This window comes from Janthinobacterium sp. Bl 1 (assembly GCF_058215535.1).
The window spans coordinates 5,128,061-5,149,291 of record NZ_CM177086.1 but is presented as its reverse complement, the minus strand read 5'-3'; the positions used below and the strand labels follow the sequence as shown (position 1 = coordinate 5,149,291).

Here is a 21,231-nt window from a genome sequence, read left to right as displayed (position 1 = left end):
CGCTCCTGGCCGTGTCCCGCATGGTGAGCCATGCGCAGGGATAGATACCACAGATAAATTCTTGTTGTTGTTGCTGCAATCACTGACGAGTCTACGCACACGCCGGAAAGATGTCTACTGGAATCCTTTGTCCGGCGTTGCTTTTTTTATGGCGTCTGCATCGGCACTAGGTGGGGACCGGGGCCCTTGGCCAGGTACAGGGCGCGGTCGGCGGCGCCGATCAGGGCGGCGATGGTCGGCTGCTGCTGCGGGTGCTGGGTGGCGATGCCGATGCTGACCGTGATGTGCTTGATCTCATTGCCCGTCTTGGCATGCGGAATGCGCAGCCCGGCCGCCCGTTCGCGGATCGCCTCGGCCATGCGCAGCGCCTGCGCCGCGTCCGTGTCGGGCAGGATGGCGGCAAATTCCTCGCCGCCATAGCGCGCCAGCAAGTCGGTGGGGCGCTGCAGCATGGCGGCCAGTTCGGCCGCCACTCGAATCAGGCAGTCATCGCCCTGCTGGTGACCGTAATGGTCGTTGTAATCCTTGAAATGGTCGATGTCGATCATCAGCAGCGACAGCGGGCTGCCCGTGCGCATGGCGCGCCGCATTTCCTTTTCGATCGCCACGTCGAAGTGGCGGCGATTGGCGATGCCCGTCAAGCCGTCGGCAAAGGTTTGTGAACGCAAGACCATGGTTTGTTCGCGCAGCAGCTTTTCGCGGCCCACGGCGATGGTCACATCATTGATCTGGATCAGGCAGTGGCGCGGCGAACCGGGCAAATTGATCGGCGTGACGGCAATCGCCTGCTGCATGCGCTCCCGACCTTCGGCCGCGCCATGCGTGTACAGGGGGAACGGCGCCTTGTGCAGGGTTTGCGACAGCAGCGACTGGAAATTGTCGCGCAGGGCCTGGGTGATGGCCGAGGCTATGCGCTTGTGGCGCAATTCCGGATAGACGGCAAAGAAATCCTGGCACAGCACGGCCTCGGCCTGGCACGCCGAGTGGCGCGCCATCCAGTGGTTCCACAGCACGATGCGGTGCTGTTCGTCGAGCACGATGGCGCCCAGGTTGACGGCGCCGAGTATGCTCTCGAGCAGGGCGAGTCGGTGCAAGGCCTCCGGCATGATCGTCACGCCTGTCCCAGGACCTTGGCCAGATAGCGGCTGACCTGCTGCTTCAGGTCGTGCAAGGCGGACAGGTCGAGCACGAATGCCACATAACCGTGGATCTGGTGCTTGGACAGCACGAAGTCGATATGCAGCATCAGCACGACGGCGTCGTCATCGTGGCCGCCGAACGAGGACAGGATTTCCGCGCTGGTGCCCACGTGGTACAGGGGCAGCGAGCCATGCAGTTCACTGTCGAACAGGTTGGCCAAAGTTCCCACGCAGGAATTGAGGATGATGTTGCCGATTTCGCTCATCGCCTCCTGTTCCATTTCCGTCAGTTCCTGCAGCGGCATGGCGTCGCCCACCATCAGGCGCACGATTTCCAGGCTCTTGTCTTCCGGGAACATCAAGATGGCTTCGGTGGCGAAGGCGCCATCGTAATGCTGGCTGACGCCGCAGATGCGTTCGCCGTCCTTCTTGCTCCCCAGCAAGGCAGCCGCGTCGGCGCGGTTCAGGAAGGTGATCGACGGCACCGACATGGTGACTTCTTCATTGACGATTTCGCTCATCGCGGCGGCCGCATGGCCCACCCCGATGTTGAATATCTCTACGAGGGCATCGTTCTCGAGTTCGGAGAGATTGACCATGCTCACAGTCCCAGTGACGCGATCAGCTGGTGGATGCGCGTTTCCGTGATCGGTTTTTCCATGAAGCCGACGCCTAGCTCAGTGGCGCGGTTGCGGATGGCGTTTTGCACGTTGGCCGTGACGAGAATGATGTGCGTATGCGGGCACAGTGCGCGCAATTGTTCCGCCGCCGCCACGCCGCCCATGCCGGGCATGTTGACATCCAGTAATATCAGCACAGGGCTGATGGTCTTGACTTTTTCCAGGGCTTCTTCACCCGTCGCCGCCTCAATCACTTGCCAGTCGGCATGTTTGCTGAGGATGAACTGATGCGACATCAAACGTGAAACCCGGCTGTCATCGACAACAAGTACCTGTTTACTGTGATTCATGTGCTATTCCTGGAACGTCATATCGGGCAATCGTGCCATTTTCGCATATTTTAGGGGGCATAGAGTGTAATTGGCTGGGAATTGCCCTGGGGCAAAGGTTTCCCGCTTCCCTGTTGTATTCCATCGCATGGCCCGTCATCATGGCCGGCTGGCCGGGCTGGCAATCCGTTAAAATAGCGGCATTCCTCACTTTAGCCTTTTTTTGCCATGACCCAAGACGAATTGAAGCAAGCTGTAGCCCGCGCCGCCATTAACTATGTGGTGGACGGTGAAATCATCGGTGTCGGCACCGGTTCCACCGCCAACTTTTTCATCGATGAACTGGCCAAGATCAAGGACCGTATCAAGGGGACGGTCGCGTCGTCCGAAGCGACGGCCGCGCGCCTGGCAGGTCATGGCATTCCCGTCTTCGACTTGAACGACGTTGAATCGATCGCCGTCTACATCGATGGCGCCGATGAAATCACGGCCAGCGGCGCCATGATCAAGGGCGGCGGCGCGGCATTGACGCGTGAAAAGATCGTCGCATCCGTCGCGAAACAGTTCGTCTGCATCGCCGACGGCTCCAAACTCGTCGATACCCTGGGCGCCTTCCCGCTACCGGTGGAAGTGGTGCCGATGGCGCGCGCCGCCGTCTCGCGCCAGCTGGCCGCACTGGGCGGCACGCCACGCTTGCGCCTGAAGGCGGGCAGCGATCAAGCGTTCATTACGGATAACGGCGGCGAGATCATCGACGTGCTGGGCTTGAAAATTGCCGACCCGGTGGCGCTGGAACAGCAGATCAACCAGATCGTCGGCGTCATCGCCGTCGGCCTGTTCGCCGTGCGCGGCGCGAATGTCTGCTTGCTGGGCATGCCGGAAGGCGTGCGTACCCTGGCCTACTGATACGCAGCAGAAATCCGGGGTCAGTCACTGCGTGATCGGAATGCGCCTCACTGGGGCGCATTCCCCCGCCGGGTCTGACCCCAGCCTTCACTTTGCACAGCCCGGTACACGGCCACAGTGTGCAGCAAGCCGCCGAGGAAGAGGCCGCTGAAGCAGCCATAGGCGAGGCAGACAGGTGCGATGAAGCCGGGCGCATGGGCGTAGGCTGGGGCGATGGCCAGAGTCACGGCCACCGCATATTTCATGCAGAAGATACTCATCATCAGGATCAATGGCACCCAGCTGCCGGGACGCTGCACGCTGCTCCGTTCGGGAATGGCGACGATCTTGCGCGCATCGGTCAGCGTCCACGCCAGCGCCGCACCGGCCAGGGCGCCGATTGTCCAGGCGAACGGCGCCACGCCATCGAAGCCGAAACTGCCATGCACGCCGCTCAGCGACAGCGCCAGCATCACCAGGGGAATGATGCACAGCTTGCGCAAAGTCACTTCGCGCGCGCGGCTGGCCAGCACGCCCCGGTAGACGAGAAAGCCCAGGATGGCCCAGACGTAGAGGGGAGTGTGGCTGAAGATTTGCTGCAACATGGTGTCCGCCTTGGAAAGAGGTTGTCGATGGACGTACTGTGCCAGCCGGCGGCATGAGCGGCGAGCGGTGTGCGATGAAACGGGGAGGCAGTGCCGTGAAACGGCGGAGGCGGGCGTGAAACGCAGGCGAAACTGCCCGTGACGTGGTCACGGGCAAGCGATAAAACTTACTCGGTTGGCGGCACGTAACCCATGGCGGCATCGGCGCCATCGCCGAAGAAATGCTTTTCCATCTGCGTGGCCAGGTATTTGCGGGCGCGCGCGTCGGCCAGGTTCAGCCGGTTTTCATTGACCAGCATGGTCTGGTGCTTGAGCCAGGCAGCCCATGCTTCTTTCGACACGGATTCGTAAATCTTCTTGCCCAGTTCGCCCGGGTACGGCGGGAAATCCAGTCCTTCGGCTTCCTTGTTGAGTTTGATGCAGTGGATCGTGCGGGCCATCTGTGCTCCTGAATCAGTGTAGAGATAAAGCGTGATTATAAGGCACTTTGCGCCTGCCCTCGCGGGGCCGTCGCGGCCTGGCGACACGCCGTTTGCCGCGCCCTTGCGCTGGATCAAATTTGATCTGCGCCGCCCCAGCTAGTAAGATGCCTTATCGCGCCAGCCGCTGGCTGCGCCTCTTCCAAGCAAGTAGTAATAATTAACCAATATGGAATCCCTATGACCTCAGTGAAAGTCCATGGCATCGACGTCAGCAATACCGGCAGCTTCGCGCTGTTTGGCGGCATCAACGTGCTCGAATCGCGCGATCTTGCCATGCGCGCCTGCGAAGAATATGTGCGCGTGACGCAAAAACTGGGCATTCCCTATGTGTTCAAGGCCAGCTTCGACAAGGCCAACCGCTCTTCGATCCATTCCTATCGCGGCCCGGGCCTGGAAGAAGGCATGCGCATCTTCCAGGACGTCAAGGCGGCGTTCGGCGTGCCCGTGATTACCGACGTGCATGAGCCATGGCAGGCGCAGCAGGTGGCCGAAGTGGTCGACGTGCTGCAACTGCCCGCCTTCCTCGCGCGCCAGACGGACCTCGTCGTGGCCCTGGCAAAAACAGGCAAAGTCATCAACATCAAGAAGCCGCAATTTTTGAGCCCTGGCCAGATGGCCAATATCGTCGAGAAATTCAAGGAAGCGGGCAACGATCAATTGATCCTGTGCGACCGCGGCACCTGCCTCGGCTACGACAACCTGGTGGTCGACATGCTGGGCTTTGGCGTCATGAAGAAGACGTGCGACGACTTGCCCATCATCTTCGACGTCACGCACGCGCTGCAGCAGCGCGACCCCGGTGGCGCCGCTTCGGGCGGCCGCCGCCAGCAAGTGGCGGACCTGGCCCGCGCCGGCCTGGCCGTCGGCATCGCCGGCCTGTTCCTGGAAGCCCATCCTGATCCCGACAATGCCCGCTGCGACGGCCCCAGCGCCTTGCCGCTGGACCAGCTGGAACCATTCCTGGCGCAATTGAAGGCGCTTGACGACCTGGTCAAATCGTTTGCGCCGCTGAATATCCGSTGTTGATCTCAATGCAAAAAAGCCTGGCATGCCAGGCTTTTTCGTTTTACAAGGGTTTGATCAGCACCTGCGACTTGCGCTGCCAGTTATACATATGCTGGCGGTCCTTCGGCAAGTCGTCGACGGTGGCTGGCACGAAACCGCGCTTCTTGAACCAGTGCGAGGTGCGCGTGGTCAGCACGAACAATTTGTTCAGGCCGGCGGCGCGCGCGCGGTTTTCCATGTGTTTCAGGATGCGTTCGCCGTCGCCCTGGGCTTGCACTTCCGGGTTGACCGTCAAGCATGCCATTTCCGCCATCTTTTGCGCGGGGAACGGGTACAGGGCGGCGCAGCCGAAGATCACGCCATCATGCTCGATGACGGAGAAATAATCGATTTCGCGCTCGATCAGCTCGCGGCCCCGCTTGACGAGGGTGCCGTCCGCTTCCAGCGGTTCGATCAGTTTGATGATGCCGCCCACGTCTTCGATGGTGGCCTGGCGCAGGCTTTCCAGGTTTTCATGGCTGATCATGGTGCCCACGCCATCATGGGTAAACAATTCCAGCAGGGCCGAACCATCCATCGAGAACGGCACGATGTGCGAGCGCTCGACGCCGTTGTGGCAGGCCTTGACGCAATGTTTCAAATAAAACGCCGTGGCGTCGGGCAGGAAGCCGGCCATCAGCACGGCTTCGGCCTGGTGCGACGACAGTTCGCGGATTTCCACGCCCGTCGCGTCTTCCATCATTGGCGTTTCGGTAATGAAAATCAGTTTATCCGCGTGCAGGGCGATGGCGGCGCTGCAAGCCACGTCTTCCATGGTGAGGTTGAACGCTTCACCCGTGGGCGAGAAGCCCAGCGGCGAGAGCAGCACCAGGCCGTCCGAACCGAGGATGGAATGGATGGTTTCCGCGTCGACCTTGCGCGTGATGCCCGTCAGTTCCAGGTCCACGCCATCGATCACGCCCAGCGGGCGTGCCGTGATGAAGTTGCCTGAAATGATACGGATGGCCGCATGCGACATGGGCGTGTTCGGCAAGCCCTGGCTGAACGCGGCCTCGATATCGAGGCGCAGCTCGCCGGCGGCTTCCTTCGCGCATTCCAGCGCGGCGATGTCCGTGATGCGCACGCCATTGTGGAAGCGGCCTTCGACGTTACGCAAGGCCAGCTGTTCCGCCACCTGCGGCCGCGAGCCGTAGACGACGGTGACATTGATGTCCAGCGCATGCAGCAGGGACAAATCATGGGCCAACACCTGCAGCGCCCCGGCGCTGACGAGTTCACCGGGGAAGGCGACCACGAAGGTCTTGCCGCGAAAGGCGTGGATGTAGGGCGCGACGGAGCGCAGCCATTGGACGAATTGGGTAGGGTTTTCCATTAAGCGCATTATAATTCGCTGCGCGATGTGCGCGCTTAAAATACCTGTAAAAAACAATGTCTTCAGCCAGCAATAAGTCTTCCCCTCCTTCCAACGTTGCAAATGTGCCCGCCAGCGGGGATGTTGCCGCGCCTGCCGCCACGCCTGCGCAGGGCCGCCAGCGCCCGCCCGTGAGCCAGCAAAGGCAGCAGCAGCCGCGCGCGGAACAACAGAAACAGCAACAGCAGCAGCGTGGGAGGGGCAAGCCCCAGGCCGCGCGCCCGCCGCGCGAGGACCAGGCTAGCCGCGAAGAGCGCGAAAGTCGTGACGCAGCCCGCGCCGCGCGCGAAGCGGAAAAGGCGTTCCGCAATCCGCTGCCGCCAATTACGTATCCGGAAGACTTGCCCGTCTCGGGCCGGCGCGCGGAAATCGCCAAGGCCTTGATGGACAACCAGGTGATCATCGTCTCGGGCGAGACGGGGTCCGGCAAGACGACCCAGTTGCCGAAGATTTGCCTGGAGCTGGGGCGTGGCCAAAAAGGCTTGATCGGCCACACGCAGCCGCGCCGTATCGCTGCTTCGTCGACGGCCAAGCGCATCGCCCAGGAACTGGGCACGCCGCTGGGCGAAACGGTCGGTTTCAAGGTGCGCTTTGCCGACACCTTGAGAAGTGGCGCGTCCGTCAAGCTGATGACGGACGGTATCTTGCTGGCCGAGACGCAGACCGACCCGTTGTTGAAAAACTACGACACCATCATCATCGATGAAGCGCACGAACGCAGCCTGAACATCGATTTCCTGCTTGGTTACCTGAAGCAGCTGCTGCCGCGCCGGCCCGACCTGAAAATCATCATCACGTCGGCCACCATCGATGCGGAACGCTTTGCGCGGCATTTCGGCACGCCGGAAAAGCCGGCGCCCGTGATCGAAGTGTCGGGCCGCTTGTACCAGGTGGAAGTGCGCTACCGTCCCGTCGAGCGTGAACAGGTCGCCATGCCCGGCGCCGCCAACCCTGACAAACCTGGCCAGCGCACGGCTGCTGCGCGCGAAAAGCGCGACCTGATGGATGCCGTCGTCGATGGCGTGGAAGAGCTGTGCCGCATCGGCTCGGGCGACGTGCTGGTGTTCTTGCCGGGCGAGCGCGAAATCCGCGACTGCGCCGAAGCGCTGCGCAAGCACCATCCGCCGCACGTGGAGATTTTGCCCCTGTTCGCACGCCTGTCGGCCGAGGAGCAGGAGCGCGTCTTCAAAACCAGCAATGCGCGCCGCATCGTGCTGGCCACCAACGTGGCTGAAACCTCGCTGACCGTGCCCGGCATCCGCTACGTGGTCGACGCGGGTCTGGCGCGCGTGAAACGCTATAGCTACCGCAATAAAGTCGAACAATTGCAGGTCGAGCCTATCGCCCAGTCGGCCGCCAACCAGCGCGCCGGGCGTTGCGGCCGCGTGGCCGACGGCGTCTGCATCCGCCTGTACGAAGAGCAGGATTATTTGCTGCGCCCGAAATTCACGGAGCCGGAAATCCTGCGCTCCTCGCTGGCCGCCGTCATCCTGCGCATGAAGTCATTGCACCTGACGGACGTGGAAACCTTCCCCTTCATCGAGCCGCCGCTGGCGCGCGCGGTGGCCGACGGCTACCAGCTGCTGCAGGAACTGGGCGCCGTCGATGAGGTGAATAAACTCACGCCGCTGGGCAACAAGCTGGCCAAGCTGCCGCTCGATCCGCGCGTGGGCCGCATGATCCTGGCCGCGCTCGACAACGCGTGTCTGACGGAAGTGCTGATCGTCGCTTCGGCCCTGTCCGTGCAAGACCCGCGCGACCGCCCGATGGAACACCAGCAGGCGGCCGACGAGGCGCACAAGAAATTCGCCGATGAAAAGTCGGAATTCTTGAGCTACCTGAAAATCTGGCGCTGGTTCGAATCGGCCATCGAGCACAAGAAAACCAACCGCCAGCTGCAAGACAATTGCCGCACGAATTTCCTGTCACAGATGCGCTTGCGCGAATGGCGCGATGTGCATTCGCAACTGCTGACCATCGTCAAGGAGCAGGGCTGGCGATTGAACGAAGCGCCGGCCACCTACGACAATCTGCACATGGCCTTGCTGACCGGTTTGCTGGGCAATATCGGCTTCAAGGGCGAGGACGAGCCGGGCGCCGGATATCTGGGCGCGCGCGGCATCAAGTTCCATATCTGGCCCGGTTCCTCGCTGCTGAAAAAGCCGGGCAAGTGGATCATGGCGGCCGAACTGGTCGACACGACGCGCCTGTATGCGCGCTGCGTGGCGCAGATCCAGCCCGAGTGGCTGGAAAAAGTCGGTGAGCACCTGCTGAAGAAATCGTGGGGCGAGCCGCGCTGGGAAAAACGCTCGGCGCAAGTGACGGCGTCCGAACGCGCGACCCTGTATGGCCTGGTGGTGTACAGCCAGCGCCGCATCAATTACGGCAATTTCAATTTGCCGGAAGCGCGCGAAATCTTCATCCGCGACGCCTTGGTGGGCGGCGACTTCGACACGCGCGCGCCGTTCTTTGCGCACAACCACAAGCTGATCAAGGACATTGAAAATCTCGAGCACAAGTCGCGCCGCCTGGACGTGCTGGTCGACGATGAACTGATCGCCGCCTTCTACGACCAGCTGCTGCCGGCCGACGTGTGCAATGGCGCCGGTTTTGAAAAGTGGCACAAGGAAGCCACGCGCGACAATCCGAAGCTGCTGTATTTGAATCGCGAAGAGCTGATGCGCCACGAGGCGGCCGGCGTGACGACGGACCTGTTCCCGAAAACCATGTCCGTGACGGGCCTGGAAATGGGACTCACGTACCACTTCGAGCCGGGCAGCGTGCGCGATGGCGTGACCTTGAGCGTGCCGCTGTATGCCTTGAACCAGTTGCCGCGCGAGCGCTGCGAATGGCTGGTGCCGGGCATGCTGAAGGAAAAAGTGCATCTGCTGCTGAAATCCCTGCCGCAAAAGCTGCGCCGCCACTGCGTGCCGCTGCCCGACTATGCGGCGAAATTCTGCGAGCGCGTGCATGAAGCGGGCGTGTTTGGCCGCGGCGACTTGATCGACGCCATCATCGCAGACATCCGCACGCAGATCACGATCAATGTGCTGACGACGGACTTCAAGCCGGAAACCCTGCCTGCCCATCACTTCATGAATTTCAAGGTGATCGACGAGCATGCCCGCCAGCTGGACATGGGCCGCAACCTGGCCACCTTGCAGGCGGAATTCGGCGGCCAGGCACGCCAGAGTTTCCAGAAACTGGCTGAAGTGTCGGGCGTTTCCGGCACGGGCACGCCCGGTGCCAAGGTGGCGGGCGCGCAAGTGGCGTCGCGGCTGCAGGCGCAGGCGCAGGGCGCCGCCGCCAATGCGGCGGCAGGCAAGGGTGGTACGCCGGCCAAGGGCGCAGCTGCTGCTGCCGCGCCAGCGTCCGGCAATGCCACCGTTTCGCAGCACATGGGCTTGACGGGCTGGACCTTTGGCGAATTGCCGGAGTTGCTCGAAATCGTGCAGGGCAAGCTGACCCTGATCGGCTTCCCCGCGCTGGTCGACAAGGGCACGCATTGCGACCTGGAAGTGTTTGACGACCCGACCGTGGCCGCCCGCACGCACAAGATCGGTTTGCGCCGCCTGTTCGCGCTGCAAATGAAGGAGCAGATCAAATACGTCGAGAAAAGCATCCCCGGTTTGCAGCAGATGGGCATGCAATTCATGGCCCTCGGTTCGCAGGAAGAGCTGCGCGAGCAAATCATCAACAAGGCGCTCGACATCGCCTGCCTGCAAGATCCGCTGCCGCTGGACGCCGCTTCCTTCGCCAAGCGCCAGGCGGAGGGCAAGTCGCGCCTGGTCTTGCTGGTCAATGAAATCGCCCGTTTGCTGTCGCAAGTGCTGACGGAATTCCACGGCTTGCCCAAGCGCCTGCAGAATATTCCTGCAGCGGCCGCCACCGATATCCAGTCGCAGCTGCAAGGCCTCGTGCATAAACGCTTCCTGACGGAAAACGAGTACACGCAGCTCGCGCATTTCCCCCGCTATCTGAAGGCGATCAACGTACGCCTGGAAAAACTGCGCGCCGACCCCGCGCGCGACACCAAGCTCATGGCCGAATGGCAATCGGCCGCTGCGCCGTATCTGCGCCAGGCCAAGGACCGCCAGGCCGGCAAGAATACGGACCCGAAACTGGTCGACTTCCGCTGGATGCTGGAAGAGCTGCGCGTGTCGCTGTTTGCGCAGGAATTACGGACGCCGATGCCGGTGTCTGCCAAACGCCTGCAGAAAGTATGGGAGTCGATGCAGCGGTGATGGCGCCTCTATAAACCTACTGCGCAGCTCACTATCGCGTCGGCGTTGCTCACCGTACTAGAGTACGGTTGCGCTACTCAACGCGATATTGAACTTGCTCGCTACGGTTTCTAGAGGCGCCTTGACGCTAACGATGGGCAGCAACATGCTCCTCTAATCCATCCTACCCGACCTACCCGGCTCAAGTGCGCTTGTTGAGATCATCATCATCGCTGAGCGAGGAGCGCGAGCCCAGATCGCCGAGGTCGCCCTGGCCGCTGCCCGTGCCGGCGCGGCTGCCGCTCATGGAGCTGCCGGTCAGGCTGCCTTCGCTGCCCGATTGCAGGCTGGCGCCGCTGCGCAGGTCGCTGCCGGATGGCATGTGGCCTGCCATGCTGCCGTAGCGCGTGCTGCTGCCATAGAACGCTTCCATCTGCTGGTTCCAGGCTTCGCTGCCCATGTCGGGCCAGTTGTTCTTGTCGAAGCCGGGAGCGTTTTTCAGCAAGTCTTTGTCGACGTTCAGCAGGAAGCGCTTGTTGACGGTGTCCAGGGTCAGGCGTTCCCAGGGCACGGCAAACAGCTTGTCGCCCATGCCCAAGACGCCGCCGAAGGACAGCACGGCGTAGGCGATCTGGCCCGTTCGCATGTCGAGCATGATTTCCTTGATGTCGCCCAGCTCCTCGTCTTCGTGATTGTAGACATCGTCCCCGATCAGGGTATCGGCCCCCATCAGGGCCGGCCCCGGGCCGTCGTGGTTACGGTACATGCCCAGGATGTCGCGGTCCAGATAGCTCATGGTATTCTCTCCTAGTGTGAAGTGCTGATCGAACATCCAGATTAAGCATACGTACTATGTGGCGTTTGATCTGCCTCAATGGTGCCAAGTAACGGCCACTTAATTATCGTGTGTGCAAACGTACGGTGCTGTCGCCATGCGGCGTTGCTCACTGCTAGCAGTGCTCGCACTGCGTCGCAGCGAGCGCCTTGCATAGCATCCGGTTCTGTTCGTCATAARTTGCCTTTGATTTCCTCATGGTGCCTTAGCGGCACTTTATCGGTGTGCAAACGTACGGTGCTGTCAGCCAATTGCGGTACTCTATGCGTTCCAAGGAGGAGGCCGCACATGCTGATGACGCAACGATGCAGTGGGATGAACTTGCGGTACGCTCCACAACGACACGCACGCCGCGTGCCATGGTAAAGCCCGCCACCAAATGGCTGCGCGGGTTATTGCGCGCCGGTAAGGCGCAGCAGCGCACGGCGACCAAGCTGGCCAAGGTGCTGTTCGGCCCCGTGCCAGCCAAGCCCAAGGCCAAACCCCGCAGCAAGCCCGTGGTCAAGACCATGGTCAAGACCAAGGCGACGCCGCGCGTCAGGCCCGCCAGCGACGCCGTACCCTCGCTGGCGCCCTTTGCCACGCCCCTGTCGCCACCGCGCGTGCGCAAGCGAACGGCGCCACCGCCGGGCAAGTGGCTGGCCGCCCACTATGCGCCGCTGCCGGAACTGGGGCAGATGCCCGGCCGGCGCCTGCCGTATTTCCTGTATTTGCCCGAGAAGGCGCCGAGCGTCGCCATGCGCAGCCGGGGCCGGCCGCTGCTGGTGATGCTGCACGGCTGCGAACAGAGCGCCACGCAGTTTGCCGAAGGCACGCGCATGAACCGCCTGGCCGAGCGCAAGGGCTACGCCGTGCTGTATCCGCAGCAATCGTTGCGCTCGCATGCGCGCCGCTGCTGGAAGTGGTATGACAAGCTGACGCAGGAGGGCGGCGGCGACGTGCGCCTGGTCGTCGGCGCCATCGAGCAGGTGGCGGCCCGCTATGCGATCGACCGCGCGCGCATCTATATCTGCGGCATTTCCGCCGGCGCCGGCATGGCGCATATCGTGGCCCTGAACCATCCCCATCTGTTCGCGGCGCTGGGGCTGCATTCCGGGCCCGTCTTTGGCGCCGGGCATAACCTGATCGGCGCGCTGGGCGTGATGCAGCATGGCGCTGCAGCCCGCGCCGACGCGGCCATCGATGAAGTACTGGCGCGCCAGCCCGCGTTTCCCCGCCTGCCCACCATCCTGCTGCAAGGGCTGGCCGACAAGGTGGTGCGGTCCATTAACCAGACGCAGCTGGTGCGCCAGAGCGTGCGCGTCAACCGCTTGCCGTTCGATACCGTGGTGACGGTGCAGCGCCTGCCTGGCGGCGCGGCGGGCGGGCGCAATCCGGCCCATGCGTATGCGCTGCACGATTATCAGGTGGGCAAGGATGTGCTGCTGCGCGTGGCACAGGTCGAGCACCTCGAGCATGCGTGGAGCGGCGGCGACGCCAGCCTGCCGTTCAACGACAAGGCCAAGCCCGACGCCAGCAAGATGCTGCTCGATTTCTTCGCCAGCCACCGCCGCCGATAAGCGGGCGTGCCGCGCGCCGCAACGGTGCGCTGGCACTGGTACGCATCGTCCTCCCTTTCCCCGCAGAGCCGCGGCCAGCGCGCCGGCACGCTGGCCGCGCCCTTTTCAGCCTGAATTCTAAATACCGCAATACCATGGATTTCATTCAAGTGGTATTGCTGCGGTATTTAAAAATCACAAAAACAGGCGCTAAAAATACGAACTGGTATACAATTGGTACACGTTTTCAGTGTGAAACCGTGTCCGCCGTCCCATGCCCCGACGGCTGATACGCACTGACGGCAGCCACCCACGTTACGGAACGCGCCATGTCCATCAAGTCGAAGCAGTTGCTGTGGTTTTTTGCGTTTTTCCTTGTCTTTGAGCTCAACATCTATCTGTCGAACGACATGATCATGCCGGCGATGCTGGGCATCGTCGAGGAGTTCCATGCGGAAAAAAAGTTCGTCCCCCTGTCCCTGAGCCTGTATCTGCTGGGCGGCAGCTCGCTGCAGATTTTCCTCGGGCCCTTGGCCGACACCATCGGCAAGCGCAAGCTGGTGTTGACCGGCAATACCTTGTTCCTGCTGGCCACCTTGGCCGTGCCATTGACCGCCTCGATCGAGCAATTTCTTGCCGTGCGTTTCATCCAGGGCATGGGCTGCTGCTTCATCTTCATCGGCTATGCCATGATCCATGAACTGTTCGACGACATGGCGGCCGTCAAGCTGAGCAGCATTCTGTCGAGCACCACCATCCTCGCGCCCCTGGCCGGCCCCATCCTCGGCAGCGCCATCATCAGCCGGCTGGACTGGCGCTACGTCTTTTTCCTCTCGGCGCTGCTGGCGCTGCTGTCCTTGCTGGGCCTGTGCAAGACCATGCCGCGCACGGCGCCCAAGGTCACGCGCCCGGACCTGGCCGCGATCGTGCGCAGCTATGCCGCCATTTTCAGCAACGGGCGCTTCATGTTCGGCATGTTCACGGCCGGGCTGGCCACCGTGCCGCTGACGGCCTGGATCGGCTTTTCGCCCATCTTCGTGCTGCAGGAAATGGGCGCGTCCTACGCCACGTATATCGCCCTGCAATGCGTGATCTTGTCGGGCTTTGTCCTCAGCAGCATCGCCATCCAGCGCCTGCGCCAGGATTTCCCCCTCGTCTCCCTGCTGCGCATGGGCGGGCTGATCGCGGCCGCCGGCATGCTGGGCGCCGGCGCGGGCCGCGATCACGTCGACGTGTTTGCCGCCTGCATGTTTGTCTATTCCATCGGTTTCGGCCTGTTCAACGGCGCGCTGATCCGCAGCGCGATCACGGCCAGCAAGGAGGCGATGACCTTGACGACGGCCGCCATGAGCTTGCTGTACTGCATTTATCTGTCCGCCTGGCTGCAGCTGTACAACGTGCTGTGCCAGCGCTTCGGTTATGCGCTGGAAACGTATGCGCTGCTCAATATTCCCGTCATCGTGGCCATCACGGCCTGCCTGCTGCTGTTTACGCGGGGCATGGCGGGGCGCCGGGAAAGCGGGGTGCGGCTGGCCCGGCACTGATGGCGCAACGATGCGCCTGTTCTCGACCTTGTTTTACCTCCTGCGAAGTTTCTTGACACTCTCCTGCGGAAAATGGTGCGCCCATGAAAATAGATGACCTGGCCTCGAAACACGATCAAGCAAAGATTTTCAACCTCGAATACGAGTTCCGCATCAACCGGCTGAAACTCGATTACATCACCCTGGCCGATGTCCGGCCGGCCGGCAGCGACCTGGAGCAACTGGCCGTGGAACACCAGGCGGGCATCGCGGCCCTGCGCAGCTTCGTCGCCCTGAACTTCAACCATTTCAACGCGGCAAGCTGCTCCTCGCTCAGCTGCATCCCCACGCGCGCGCTCGGCGACGACGAGCGCTATCTGCACCGCATCTGGATGGGCGGACCGTTGCCTGCCATCGCAGCCGAAGCGATCGGGCAGTGGGGCGCGGCGCTGGAAGAGGTGCGGCGCAACGACGGCGCGCCATACGTCTCCATCCTGTGGGTATGGGATGCGCAGCAGCTGCGCAATGACGAGCGCTTCAGCCCCACGGGCGGCGCCGGGCGCTACACGATAGGCCGCTACGCCATCGGCGGCACGACCCTGCACATCAACTCGCTGCGTGCGCTGGCGCTCGATTTCGCGCCGGCCCGCTTCGACACCCTCGACACCCTACATACCCAGCGCTACTTCGCCACTTTGTCCGATTATTTCCGCATCCTCATCATGTGCGAATACGGCGGCCTGTATATGGATGTCGATACGATCCCGCATAATCCGGCGACGATTTTCCTGATGAAGCCGGAAGTGCCCGATTATTTCCAGCGCAAGGATGGTGACGGCGAAGAGCGCCGGCATGTCAGCTGGATGAATCTGTTTCTCGATGAAACGGGCATGCTGATCGCCAAGAAGAACGATGCCGCGCTGCGCGTGATCCAGCGCAATGTGAACCTCGCCTATGCGGGCATCGACGCGCAGGTCCCCCGTTCCTGCCCGCAATTCGAGGCGCGGCTGTTTGGCCAGTTCTATGCGGAATGGAAGAAAAACCTGGGCGTGACCGTGCTCAGCCATGCCGAGTTCTACCAGCGCTATTGCGTGCTGTATGACGGCGCGCGGGAAGCGGTGGTGGGCGGCATCCGCGGCATGCGCTTGCTGGACGATATCATTACCGACATGCACATTCCCTTGAGCGACGAGGAACGGCGCGCGTATGCGCGTTGCGTGGCGCGGCTCGACGAGATCGGCTGGCAGCTTGACGATCCTTTGATCCTGCCCGACATCGTCGACGTGTTCGATATCGAGGAAGTGCCGCGTATGGCCTATGCGGCCCAGCTGCGGGCCGACATCGACCATTTTCACTATTACTCGGTGCTGTCGGACGACCCGCAGCTCGACCGCGTGAATACCGTCTTTTGCCGCTACCTGCTGGCCCACCGTTCGCAGCATATTGCCGCCGGTGCTTTCTGGCGCCCGACCGTCGGCCGCCACGGCAGCCGCATGCCGGCCGTCAGCGATGTGGCCCCGCCAGGTGACGAGGCGCAGGCGGACCTGCTGTCGCATGCGCCGCTCACGCTGGTGCCGGGCGAACTGCTGGATGACGAGACGAAGAACCGCATGGCGAAGCTGCTGTTTGCCACCAGCTACCTCGAATACTGCTCGTTCGGCAATAAATTGAATCTGCAATTCGTCGAATTACAGCGGCGGCAGAACATCGACCCGTATCTGGCGCACATCCACGGCCTGCATGACGAGGATGAGCGTTTCATCGGCTTTTTCACGGCCGCGACGATGGACGAGTTCCAGGCCTGCGGCGCCGTCTCCTATTACCGCGACGACATGAAGGCGCTCGACGATGCGTATGATGCCTTCGTGCTCGCGCATGCGCGTGCCGACGACTGTTTCGTCAGCAGCCTGGCCATCGACGAGAAATACCGGGGCCAGGGTTTATTCAGGCAGATGTTCCATGAAATCCGCGACCTGGCCAGCCGCAAGGGCTGCGCGCGCATCACCCTGACGGTGTGGGAAAAGAGCGAAGCGCTGCAAGTGTATCTGCACAAGGGTTTTCGCAGCGTAGGCACGTTCGATTATGCCTACAGCCTGTTCTATGACCGGCTGCATTTCCTCGTGTATGAGGGTAACTGAGGAGGGAAATTGAGGGAAGCGGGGGCGGCCGGCAGCCGCCCCGTGAGTAGCGTTACAAAGCGAGGAAGGCCAAGGCCGCCACGGCCGTCGGCAGCAGGGCGCCGGCCAGCAGGCCGACGGCGCCGATCGATTCATCCTTGAAGCCGCGGCGCAGCAGGGCCACGCCGGCCGGGTTCGGCGCATTGGCGATGACGGTCAGGCCGCCACCGGCCACGGCGCCGGCCATCAGCATGTATTTCGCTTCATCCGTCATGCCGACGATCAGCGAACCGAGGTAAGTGAGGGCCGCATTGTCGGTAATGGCCGTCAAGCCCAGGGCGCCGAAGAACAGGGCCAGCGGCTTCAGACTCGAGACGATGGGTTGCAGCCACCATTGCTGCATGCCGCCCAGTACCACCAGGCCGCCCAGGAAGAAGCCGACCAGCAAGCCTTCCTTGAGGATCAGCGGGCTTTGATAGCGCTCGTACGCCTGCACGAAGCCGAGGAAGAACAGGAACAGGCCGATGAACAGCACGGGATGGTGCGCCAGGGTCACCACGCCGGCCAGCACGATCATGTGCACGAGGCTGACGGCCAGCGGTACTTTTGGCGCTTCCACATCGCCGGCCTTCGGCTTGATGTCGGAAGTGTTGCTGTGCAGGTATTTGCGCAGCAATATGCTCACGCCCGTGGCGTTGACGAGCACGGCAATGGCGGCCTTCCAGCCGAAGTGGCTGGCCATGTAGGCGCTGTCCCAGTTCCACGTGGTGGCCACCATCAGCACGGGCGGCGCCGCGTACGAGGTCAGGGTGCCACCGATGGAAACGTTGACGAAGAGCACGCCCAGCGCGCCGTATTTCAGCCATTCAGGGATGCCCGGGCGGAAGATTTGCGGTGCCAGCATCAGCGCGGCCAGGGTCATGGCGGCCGGTTCCGTAATCAGGGAGCCCGTCAGGGGCACGAGCGCCAGGCCCAGCCAGACGAGGCCCAGTTCCGTGCGCAGCGGCATCACGCGCGCCACGCTTTTCAACAGGCGCTGCACGGCATCGAGCACGGGGCGCGAGGCGGCCACGACCATGACGACAAAGACGAACAGTGGCTCCGTGTAATGGCGCGACTCGGCATACTCGATGGCCGCATCGCTGCCCGAGACAAAGGCCATGATGAGAATCAGGATGAAGGCCCAGAAGCCGAACACGACTTCCACTTCGCCCAGCAAGTGCAGCAAGCCCGCATGGCGGGGATGGCGCCGCGACAAGGTTTCAAAGGACTTGGCGGCAAAGGTGTGGATGAGCGCAAGGCCGAAGACGATGGCGCTGATGATTTGGATGGTGGTCAAATGCGTTTCCTTATGGACGGAGGAAGCCGGCTGGTACGTTGCCAACCGGTAAGGAGAGTGCTTATGGTACAGCAATCGATGCCAAAAACGGGGTTTTTCGGACATGGCGGAGCGGCCCCTGCGCTAGCGGCAGTCAGATAAACCTTGCCAAAAGTGGAACTGGATAGTACTGTATATGCATACAGTATTCATCTATCTATCCAATGATGCAACATTCTCAATTGATGGCCTCGCCGGAAGCCTTGCACCCGTCCTTGTGGCGCGCATCGCAGCTGGGGCAGGGCGCCACGCGCTGCCTGGACACGGGCTTTGCCGCCCTGTCCGCGCAGCTGCCCGGCGGCGGCTGGCCCAGCGGCAGCCTCATCGACCTGCTGGTGCAGCAGCCGGGCAGCGGCGAATTGCGGCTGCTGGCGCCCGCGCTGGCGCAGCTGCCGGGCTTGCCCATCGTGCTGTTGCAGCCACCGCATCCGCCGCAGGCGCTGGCCCTGGCCGCGCAGGGGCTGGCGCCGTCGCAACTGCTGTGGCTCAAAAGCGCCGGCAGCAAGGATGCCTTGTGGGCGGCGGAAAACATCTTGCGCAGCGGTACCTGCGGCGCCTTGCTGTTCTGGCAGCCGCACGTGCGCGCCGACAGCCTGCGCCGTTTGCACTTGGCCGCGCAAAGCGGCAACACCCTGTTCTGCATGCTGCGCCCGCTGCACGGCGCGCAGGATGCGTCGCCTGCGCCGTTGCGCCTGTCCGTGCGCCCGGCCGCCGGCGGCATCGAGATCGGCTTCATCAAGCGCCGGGGACCGCAGCGCGACGCGCCCCTGTTCCTGCCCCTGCAACCTCCTTCATTATTGCGACGCCATGCGACTCTGGATCGGCCTGTGCCTGCCCCGGCTCCCGCTCGAAGTGTTTTGCCCGCGCTGGTCGGCTGACAGCCTGGGCGTAGTGCTGGAGCAGGAGCAAGTGATGGCCGTGTCGCCGCTGGCGCTGGCGGCCGGCATCCGGCCGGGCATGCGCCGCGCCGGTGCGCTGATGCTGGCGCCGCAGGCGCGCCTGCACGAGCGCTCGCCTGAACTGGAAGCGCAAGCCCTGCAAGCGGTGGCGCTGGCGCTGCTGCAGTATTCTCCGCTGGTGGCGCAGGGCGAGGAAGCGACCCTGCTCGTCGATGCGGGCGCCAGCCTGCGCCTGTTCGGCGGCGTGCGCGCCCTGTGCCGGCACATCGCGGCCAGCTTGCGCGCGCTCGGCTACACGGCCCAGCTGTCGTGCGCCCCGACGGCGCGCGGCGCCTGGCTGCTGGCGCGCGCCGCTACGCGCCGGCGCCGCGTGCTGGGCATGGCCAGTCTGATCCGCCGCCTCGACGGCCTGCCGTGCGCCTTGCTGCCGCCCGCGCGCCCTTACCTCGAGTGGTTCGAGGGCATCGGCTGCCGCATCCTGGGGCAGCTGCGCCACTTGCCCCGGCCAGGCTTGCAGCGCCGTTGCGGCGCAGCCTTGCTCGATATGCTCGACGATGCGCATGGCCACAGCACGGAACTGTTCGTGTGGCTCGAAGCGCCGCCCACGTTCCGCGCCAGCCTGGAATTGTTCGACCGCGTGGAGCACGCTGACGCGCTGCTGTTCGGTGCGCGCCGCCTGCTGCAGCAAATGACGGGCTGGCTGTGCGCGCGGCAATTTGCCGTCGAGCGCATCCAGCTGCTGCTGGCGCACGAGCGGGGCAGGGTGGCGCGTCCGCCCACCGTCATCGACCTGGCGCTGGGCGAGGCCGTGTGGCGCGACGAGCACCTGGTGCGCCTGCTCAAGGAGCGCCTGGCGCAGCTGGCGCTGGAGGCGCCCGTGATCGGCCTGACCCTGGAAGCGCTGCAGGTGCAGGCGATGGCGCCGCCCAGCGAGACCCTGTTCCCCGAGCCGGGCGGCACGCCGCAGGAACGCCAGCGCCTGCTGGAATTGCTGGTGGCGTGCTTAGGGAGCGACAATGTCTTGCAGGCCGCGCCGCGCGCCGATTACCGTCCCGAAGCGGCCAACCAGTGGCTGCCGCTGCCGGCCAAGGTCGGCGCCAGGAACGCCCAGCCGGACTTGCCGCCCGGCTTGCCCGGCATGCCCCGTCCCGGCTGGCTGCTGGCCCAGCCCATCGCCCTGCTGATGCGCGAGCACCGGCCGTTTTATGGCTCGCCTCTGAAAATGGTGTCCGTTGCCGAACGCATCGAAGCGGGGTGGTGGGGTCAGTCGCAGGCGCGCGATTATTTCATCGCCGAAGGCCTCGACCACGCCCATTACTGGGTCTACCGCGAGCGCATCGCCGGCAGCGGAGAAGACGCCGCGCCGCGCTGGTTTTTGCATGGCTTGTTTGGCTGAATGGGCTGTCCTGCTGAAACTGCCATGCTTGGCTATACTGGCTTCCCGGCGCCGCATCTTACATTGAAATCAAGGATATCCATGACACAGCTTTCCGACTTCCCCATCACCCAAAAATGGCCTGCCCTTCATCCCGAGCTCCTGCAGCTGTACTCGCTGCCGACGCCGAACGGCATCAAGGTCTCGATCCTGCTGGAAGAGCTGGGCCTGGCGTATGAGCCGCACCTGGTCAGCTTCGAGACAAACGACCAGCTGTCGCCCGCCTTCCTGTCCCTCAATCCGAACAACAAGATTCCCGCCATCCTCGACCCGAACGGTCCCGATGGCAAGCCGCTGGCCCTGTTCGAGTCGGGCGCCATCCTGCTGTACCTGGCCGAAAAGACGGGCAAGTTCATTCCCCAGGACGCGGGCTTGCGCTATGAAACGATACAGTGGCTGATGTTCCAGATGGGCGGCATCGGCCCCATGTTCGGCCAGGTGGGCTTCTTCCACAAATTCGCCGGCAAGGATTACGAGGACAAGCGTCCGCTCGAACGCTATCTCGGCGAAGCCAAGCGCTTGCTGGGCGTGCTCGAGCAGCGCCTGCAGGGCCGCGACTGGATCATGGGTAACCAATACACGATTGCCGACATCGCCATCTTCCCGTGGGTGCGCTGCCTGGTGGGTTTTTACGGCGCGGGCGATTTCGTCGGTTTTAACAACTTCCCGAACGTGCAGCGCGTGCTGGATGCTTTCCTGGCCCGGCCTGCCGTCATCACGGGTCTCGACATACCATCGCGTGGCTAAAACAGCCGTGGCCGGACGGCGCTACAATGCGCCATCGGCCGCGCTGCGCGGCAGCTTTGA

Annotated in this window: 17 protein-coding genes; 9 read left to right on the top strand and 8 right to left on the bottom strand. The window is 63.1% G+C overall.

The genetic code is table 11. From position 1 onward, the window contains the following. Positions 1-146 precede the first annotated feature (146 nt). From AC4BCN_RS23180 to AC4BCN_RS23170, 3 genes are read right to left on the bottom strand one after another with little or no spacing between them, the layout of a single operon-like run. Positions 147-1,106, bottom strand: coding sequence for a diguanylate cyclase (locus AC4BCN_RS23180; protein WP_490491853.1), 960 nt, complete (start codon positions 1,104-1,106; stop codon positions 147-149). Between the two features lie 5 nt (positions 1,107-1,111). After that, the gene (locus AC4BCN_RS23175; RefSeq protein ID WP_092711326.1) at positions 1,112-1,738 is read right to left on the bottom strand and encodes a chemotaxis protein CheC; all 627 of its coding nucleotides are present in this window, start codon (positions 1,736-1,738) and stop codon (positions 1,112-1,114) included. A 2-nt stretch (positions 1,739-1,740) separates the two neighbouring features. Beyond that, a complete protein-coding gene (locus AC4BCN_RS23170; RefSeq protein ID WP_490491852.1) occupies positions 1,741-2,109 on the bottom strand; it encodes a response regulator in 369 nt (122 codons plus the stop codon). 207 nt (positions 2,110-2,316) lie between these two features. Between AC4BCN_RS23170 and rpiA the strand changes: the two genes are divergently transcribed. After that, positions 2,317-2,994, top strand: coding sequence for a ribose-5-phosphate isomerase RpiA (gene rpiA, locus AC4BCN_RS23165; RefSeq protein WP_490491851.1), 678 nt, complete (start codon positions 2,317-2,319; stop codon positions 2,992-2,994). Positions 2,995-3,041: 47 nt separating this feature from the next. On the opposite strand, the gene AC4BCN_RS23160 is transcribed toward rpiA, so the two are convergent. Both AC4BCN_RS23160 and AC4BCN_RS23155 read right to left on the bottom strand, forming a co-directional pair. Continuing rightward, complete coding sequence (locus AC4BCN_RS23160; RefSeq protein ID WP_490491850.1) at positions 3,042-3,578, bottom strand: DUF6622 family protein; 537 nt, start codon at positions 3,576-3,578, stop codon at positions 3,042-3,044. A gap of 167 nt (positions 3,579-3,745) precedes the next feature. Continuing rightward, positions 3,746-4,018: an oxidative damage protection protein gene (locus AC4BCN_RS23155; RefSeq protein ID WP_034750797.1), complete on the bottom strand. Its 273-nt coding sequence runs from the start codon at positions 4,016-4,018 to the stop codon at positions 3,746-3,748. Between the two features lie 219 nt (positions 4,019-4,237). Here AC4BCN_RS23155 and kdsA point away from each other — a divergent pair, with 219 nt between their 5' ends. Then, the gene (gene kdsA / locus AC4BCN_RS23150; protein WP_490491849.1) at positions 4,238-5,086 is read left to right on the top strand and encodes a 3-deoxy-8-phosphooctulonate synthase; all 849 of its coding nucleotides are present in this window, start codon (positions 4,238-4,240) and stop codon (positions 5,084-5,086) included. A gap of 40 nt (positions 5,087-5,126) precedes the next feature. Here the strand turns inward: kdsA and argA are convergent, their stop codons facing one another. Beyond that, positions 5,127-6,437 carry an amino-acid N-acetyltransferase gene (argA, locus tag AC4BCN_RS23145; protein ID WP_490491848.1) on the bottom strand — a complete coding sequence of 437 codons (1,311 nt, stop codon included), beginning with the start codon at positions 6,435-6,437 and terminating at the stop codon, positions 5,127-5,129. A 56-nt stretch (positions 6,438-6,493) separates the two neighbouring features. Here argA and hrpA point away from each other — a divergent pair, with 56 nt between their 5' ends. Next, positions 6,494-10,720, top strand: a complete 4,227-nt coding sequence (gene hrpA, locus AC4BCN_RS23140; protein ID WP_490491847.1) for an ATP-dependent RNA helicase HrpA — start codon at positions 6,494-6,496, stop codon at positions 10,718-10,720. A gap of 181 nt (positions 10,721-10,901) precedes the next feature. Here hrpA and AC4BCN_RS23135 read toward each other — a convergent pair whose 3' ends face one another. Beyond that, a complete protein-coding gene (locus AC4BCN_RS23135) occupies positions 10,902-11,495 on the bottom strand; it encodes a PRC-barrel domain-containing protein (protein WP_490491846.1) in 594 nt (197 codons plus the stop codon). 398 nt (positions 11,496-11,893) lie between these two features. Between AC4BCN_RS23135 and AC4BCN_RS23130 the strand changes: the two genes are divergently transcribed. The 3 genes from AC4BCN_RS23130 (at position 11,894) to AC4BCN_RS23120 (ending at position 16,733) form a co-directional block, all read left to right on the top strand. Continuing rightward, the gene (locus AC4BCN_RS23130) at positions 11,894-13,093 is read left to right on the top strand and encodes an extracellular catalytic domain type 1 short-chain-length polyhydroxyalkanoate depolymerase (RefSeq protein WP_490491845.1); all 1,200 of its coding nucleotides are present in this window, start codon (positions 11,894-11,896) and stop codon (positions 13,091-13,093) included. Positions 13,094-13,401: 308 nt separating this feature from the next. Next, positions 13,402-14,616: an MFS transporter gene (locus tag AC4BCN_RS23125; RefSeq protein ID WP_490491844.1), complete on the top strand. Its 1,215-nt coding sequence runs from the start codon at positions 13,402-13,404 to the stop codon at positions 14,614-14,616. Between the two features lie 83 nt (positions 14,617-14,699). Continuing rightward, complete coding sequence (locus AC4BCN_RS23120; protein WP_490491843.1) at positions 14,700-16,733, top strand: GNAT family N-acetyltransferase; 2,034 nt, start codon at positions 14,700-14,702, stop codon at positions 16,731-16,733. A 52-nt stretch (positions 16,734-16,785) separates the two neighbouring features. Here AC4BCN_RS23120 and AC4BCN_RS23115 read toward each other — a convergent pair whose 3' ends face one another. Continuing rightward, positions 16,786-18,051: a putative Na+/H+ antiporter gene (locus AC4BCN_RS23115; protein WP_070303483.1), complete on the bottom strand. Its 1,266-nt coding sequence runs from the start codon at positions 18,049-18,051 to the stop codon at positions 16,786-16,788. Between the two features lie 206 nt (positions 18,052-18,257). Between AC4BCN_RS23115 and imuA the strand changes: the two genes are divergently transcribed. The 3 genes from imuA (at position 18,258) to AC4BCN_RS23100 (ending at position 21,171) form a co-directional block, all read left to right on the top strand. Continuing rightward, the gene (imuA, locus tag AC4BCN_RS23110) at positions 18,258-18,968 is read left to right on the top strand and encodes a translesion DNA synthesis-associated protein ImuA (protein ID WP_319991091.1); all 711 of its coding nucleotides are present in this window, start codon (positions 18,258-18,260) and stop codon (positions 18,966-18,968) included. Continuing rightward, positions 18,898-20,385 carry a Y-family DNA polymerase gene (locus AC4BCN_RS23105; protein WP_490491842.1) on the top strand — a complete coding sequence of 496 codons (1,488 nt, stop codon included), beginning with the start codon at positions 18,898-18,900 and terminating at the stop codon, positions 20,383-20,385. Before imuA ends, AC4BCN_RS23105 begins: the two co-directional genes overlap by 71 nt. A gap of 81 nt (positions 20,386-20,466) precedes the next feature. Then, positions 20,467-21,171 (top strand): glutathione binding-like protein, encoded by a 705-nt coding sequence (locus AC4BCN_RS23100; RefSeq protein WP_490491841.1) that lies wholly within the window; start codon positions 20,467-20,469, stop codon positions 21,169-21,171. Positions 21,172-21,231: the final 60 nt, after the last annotated feature.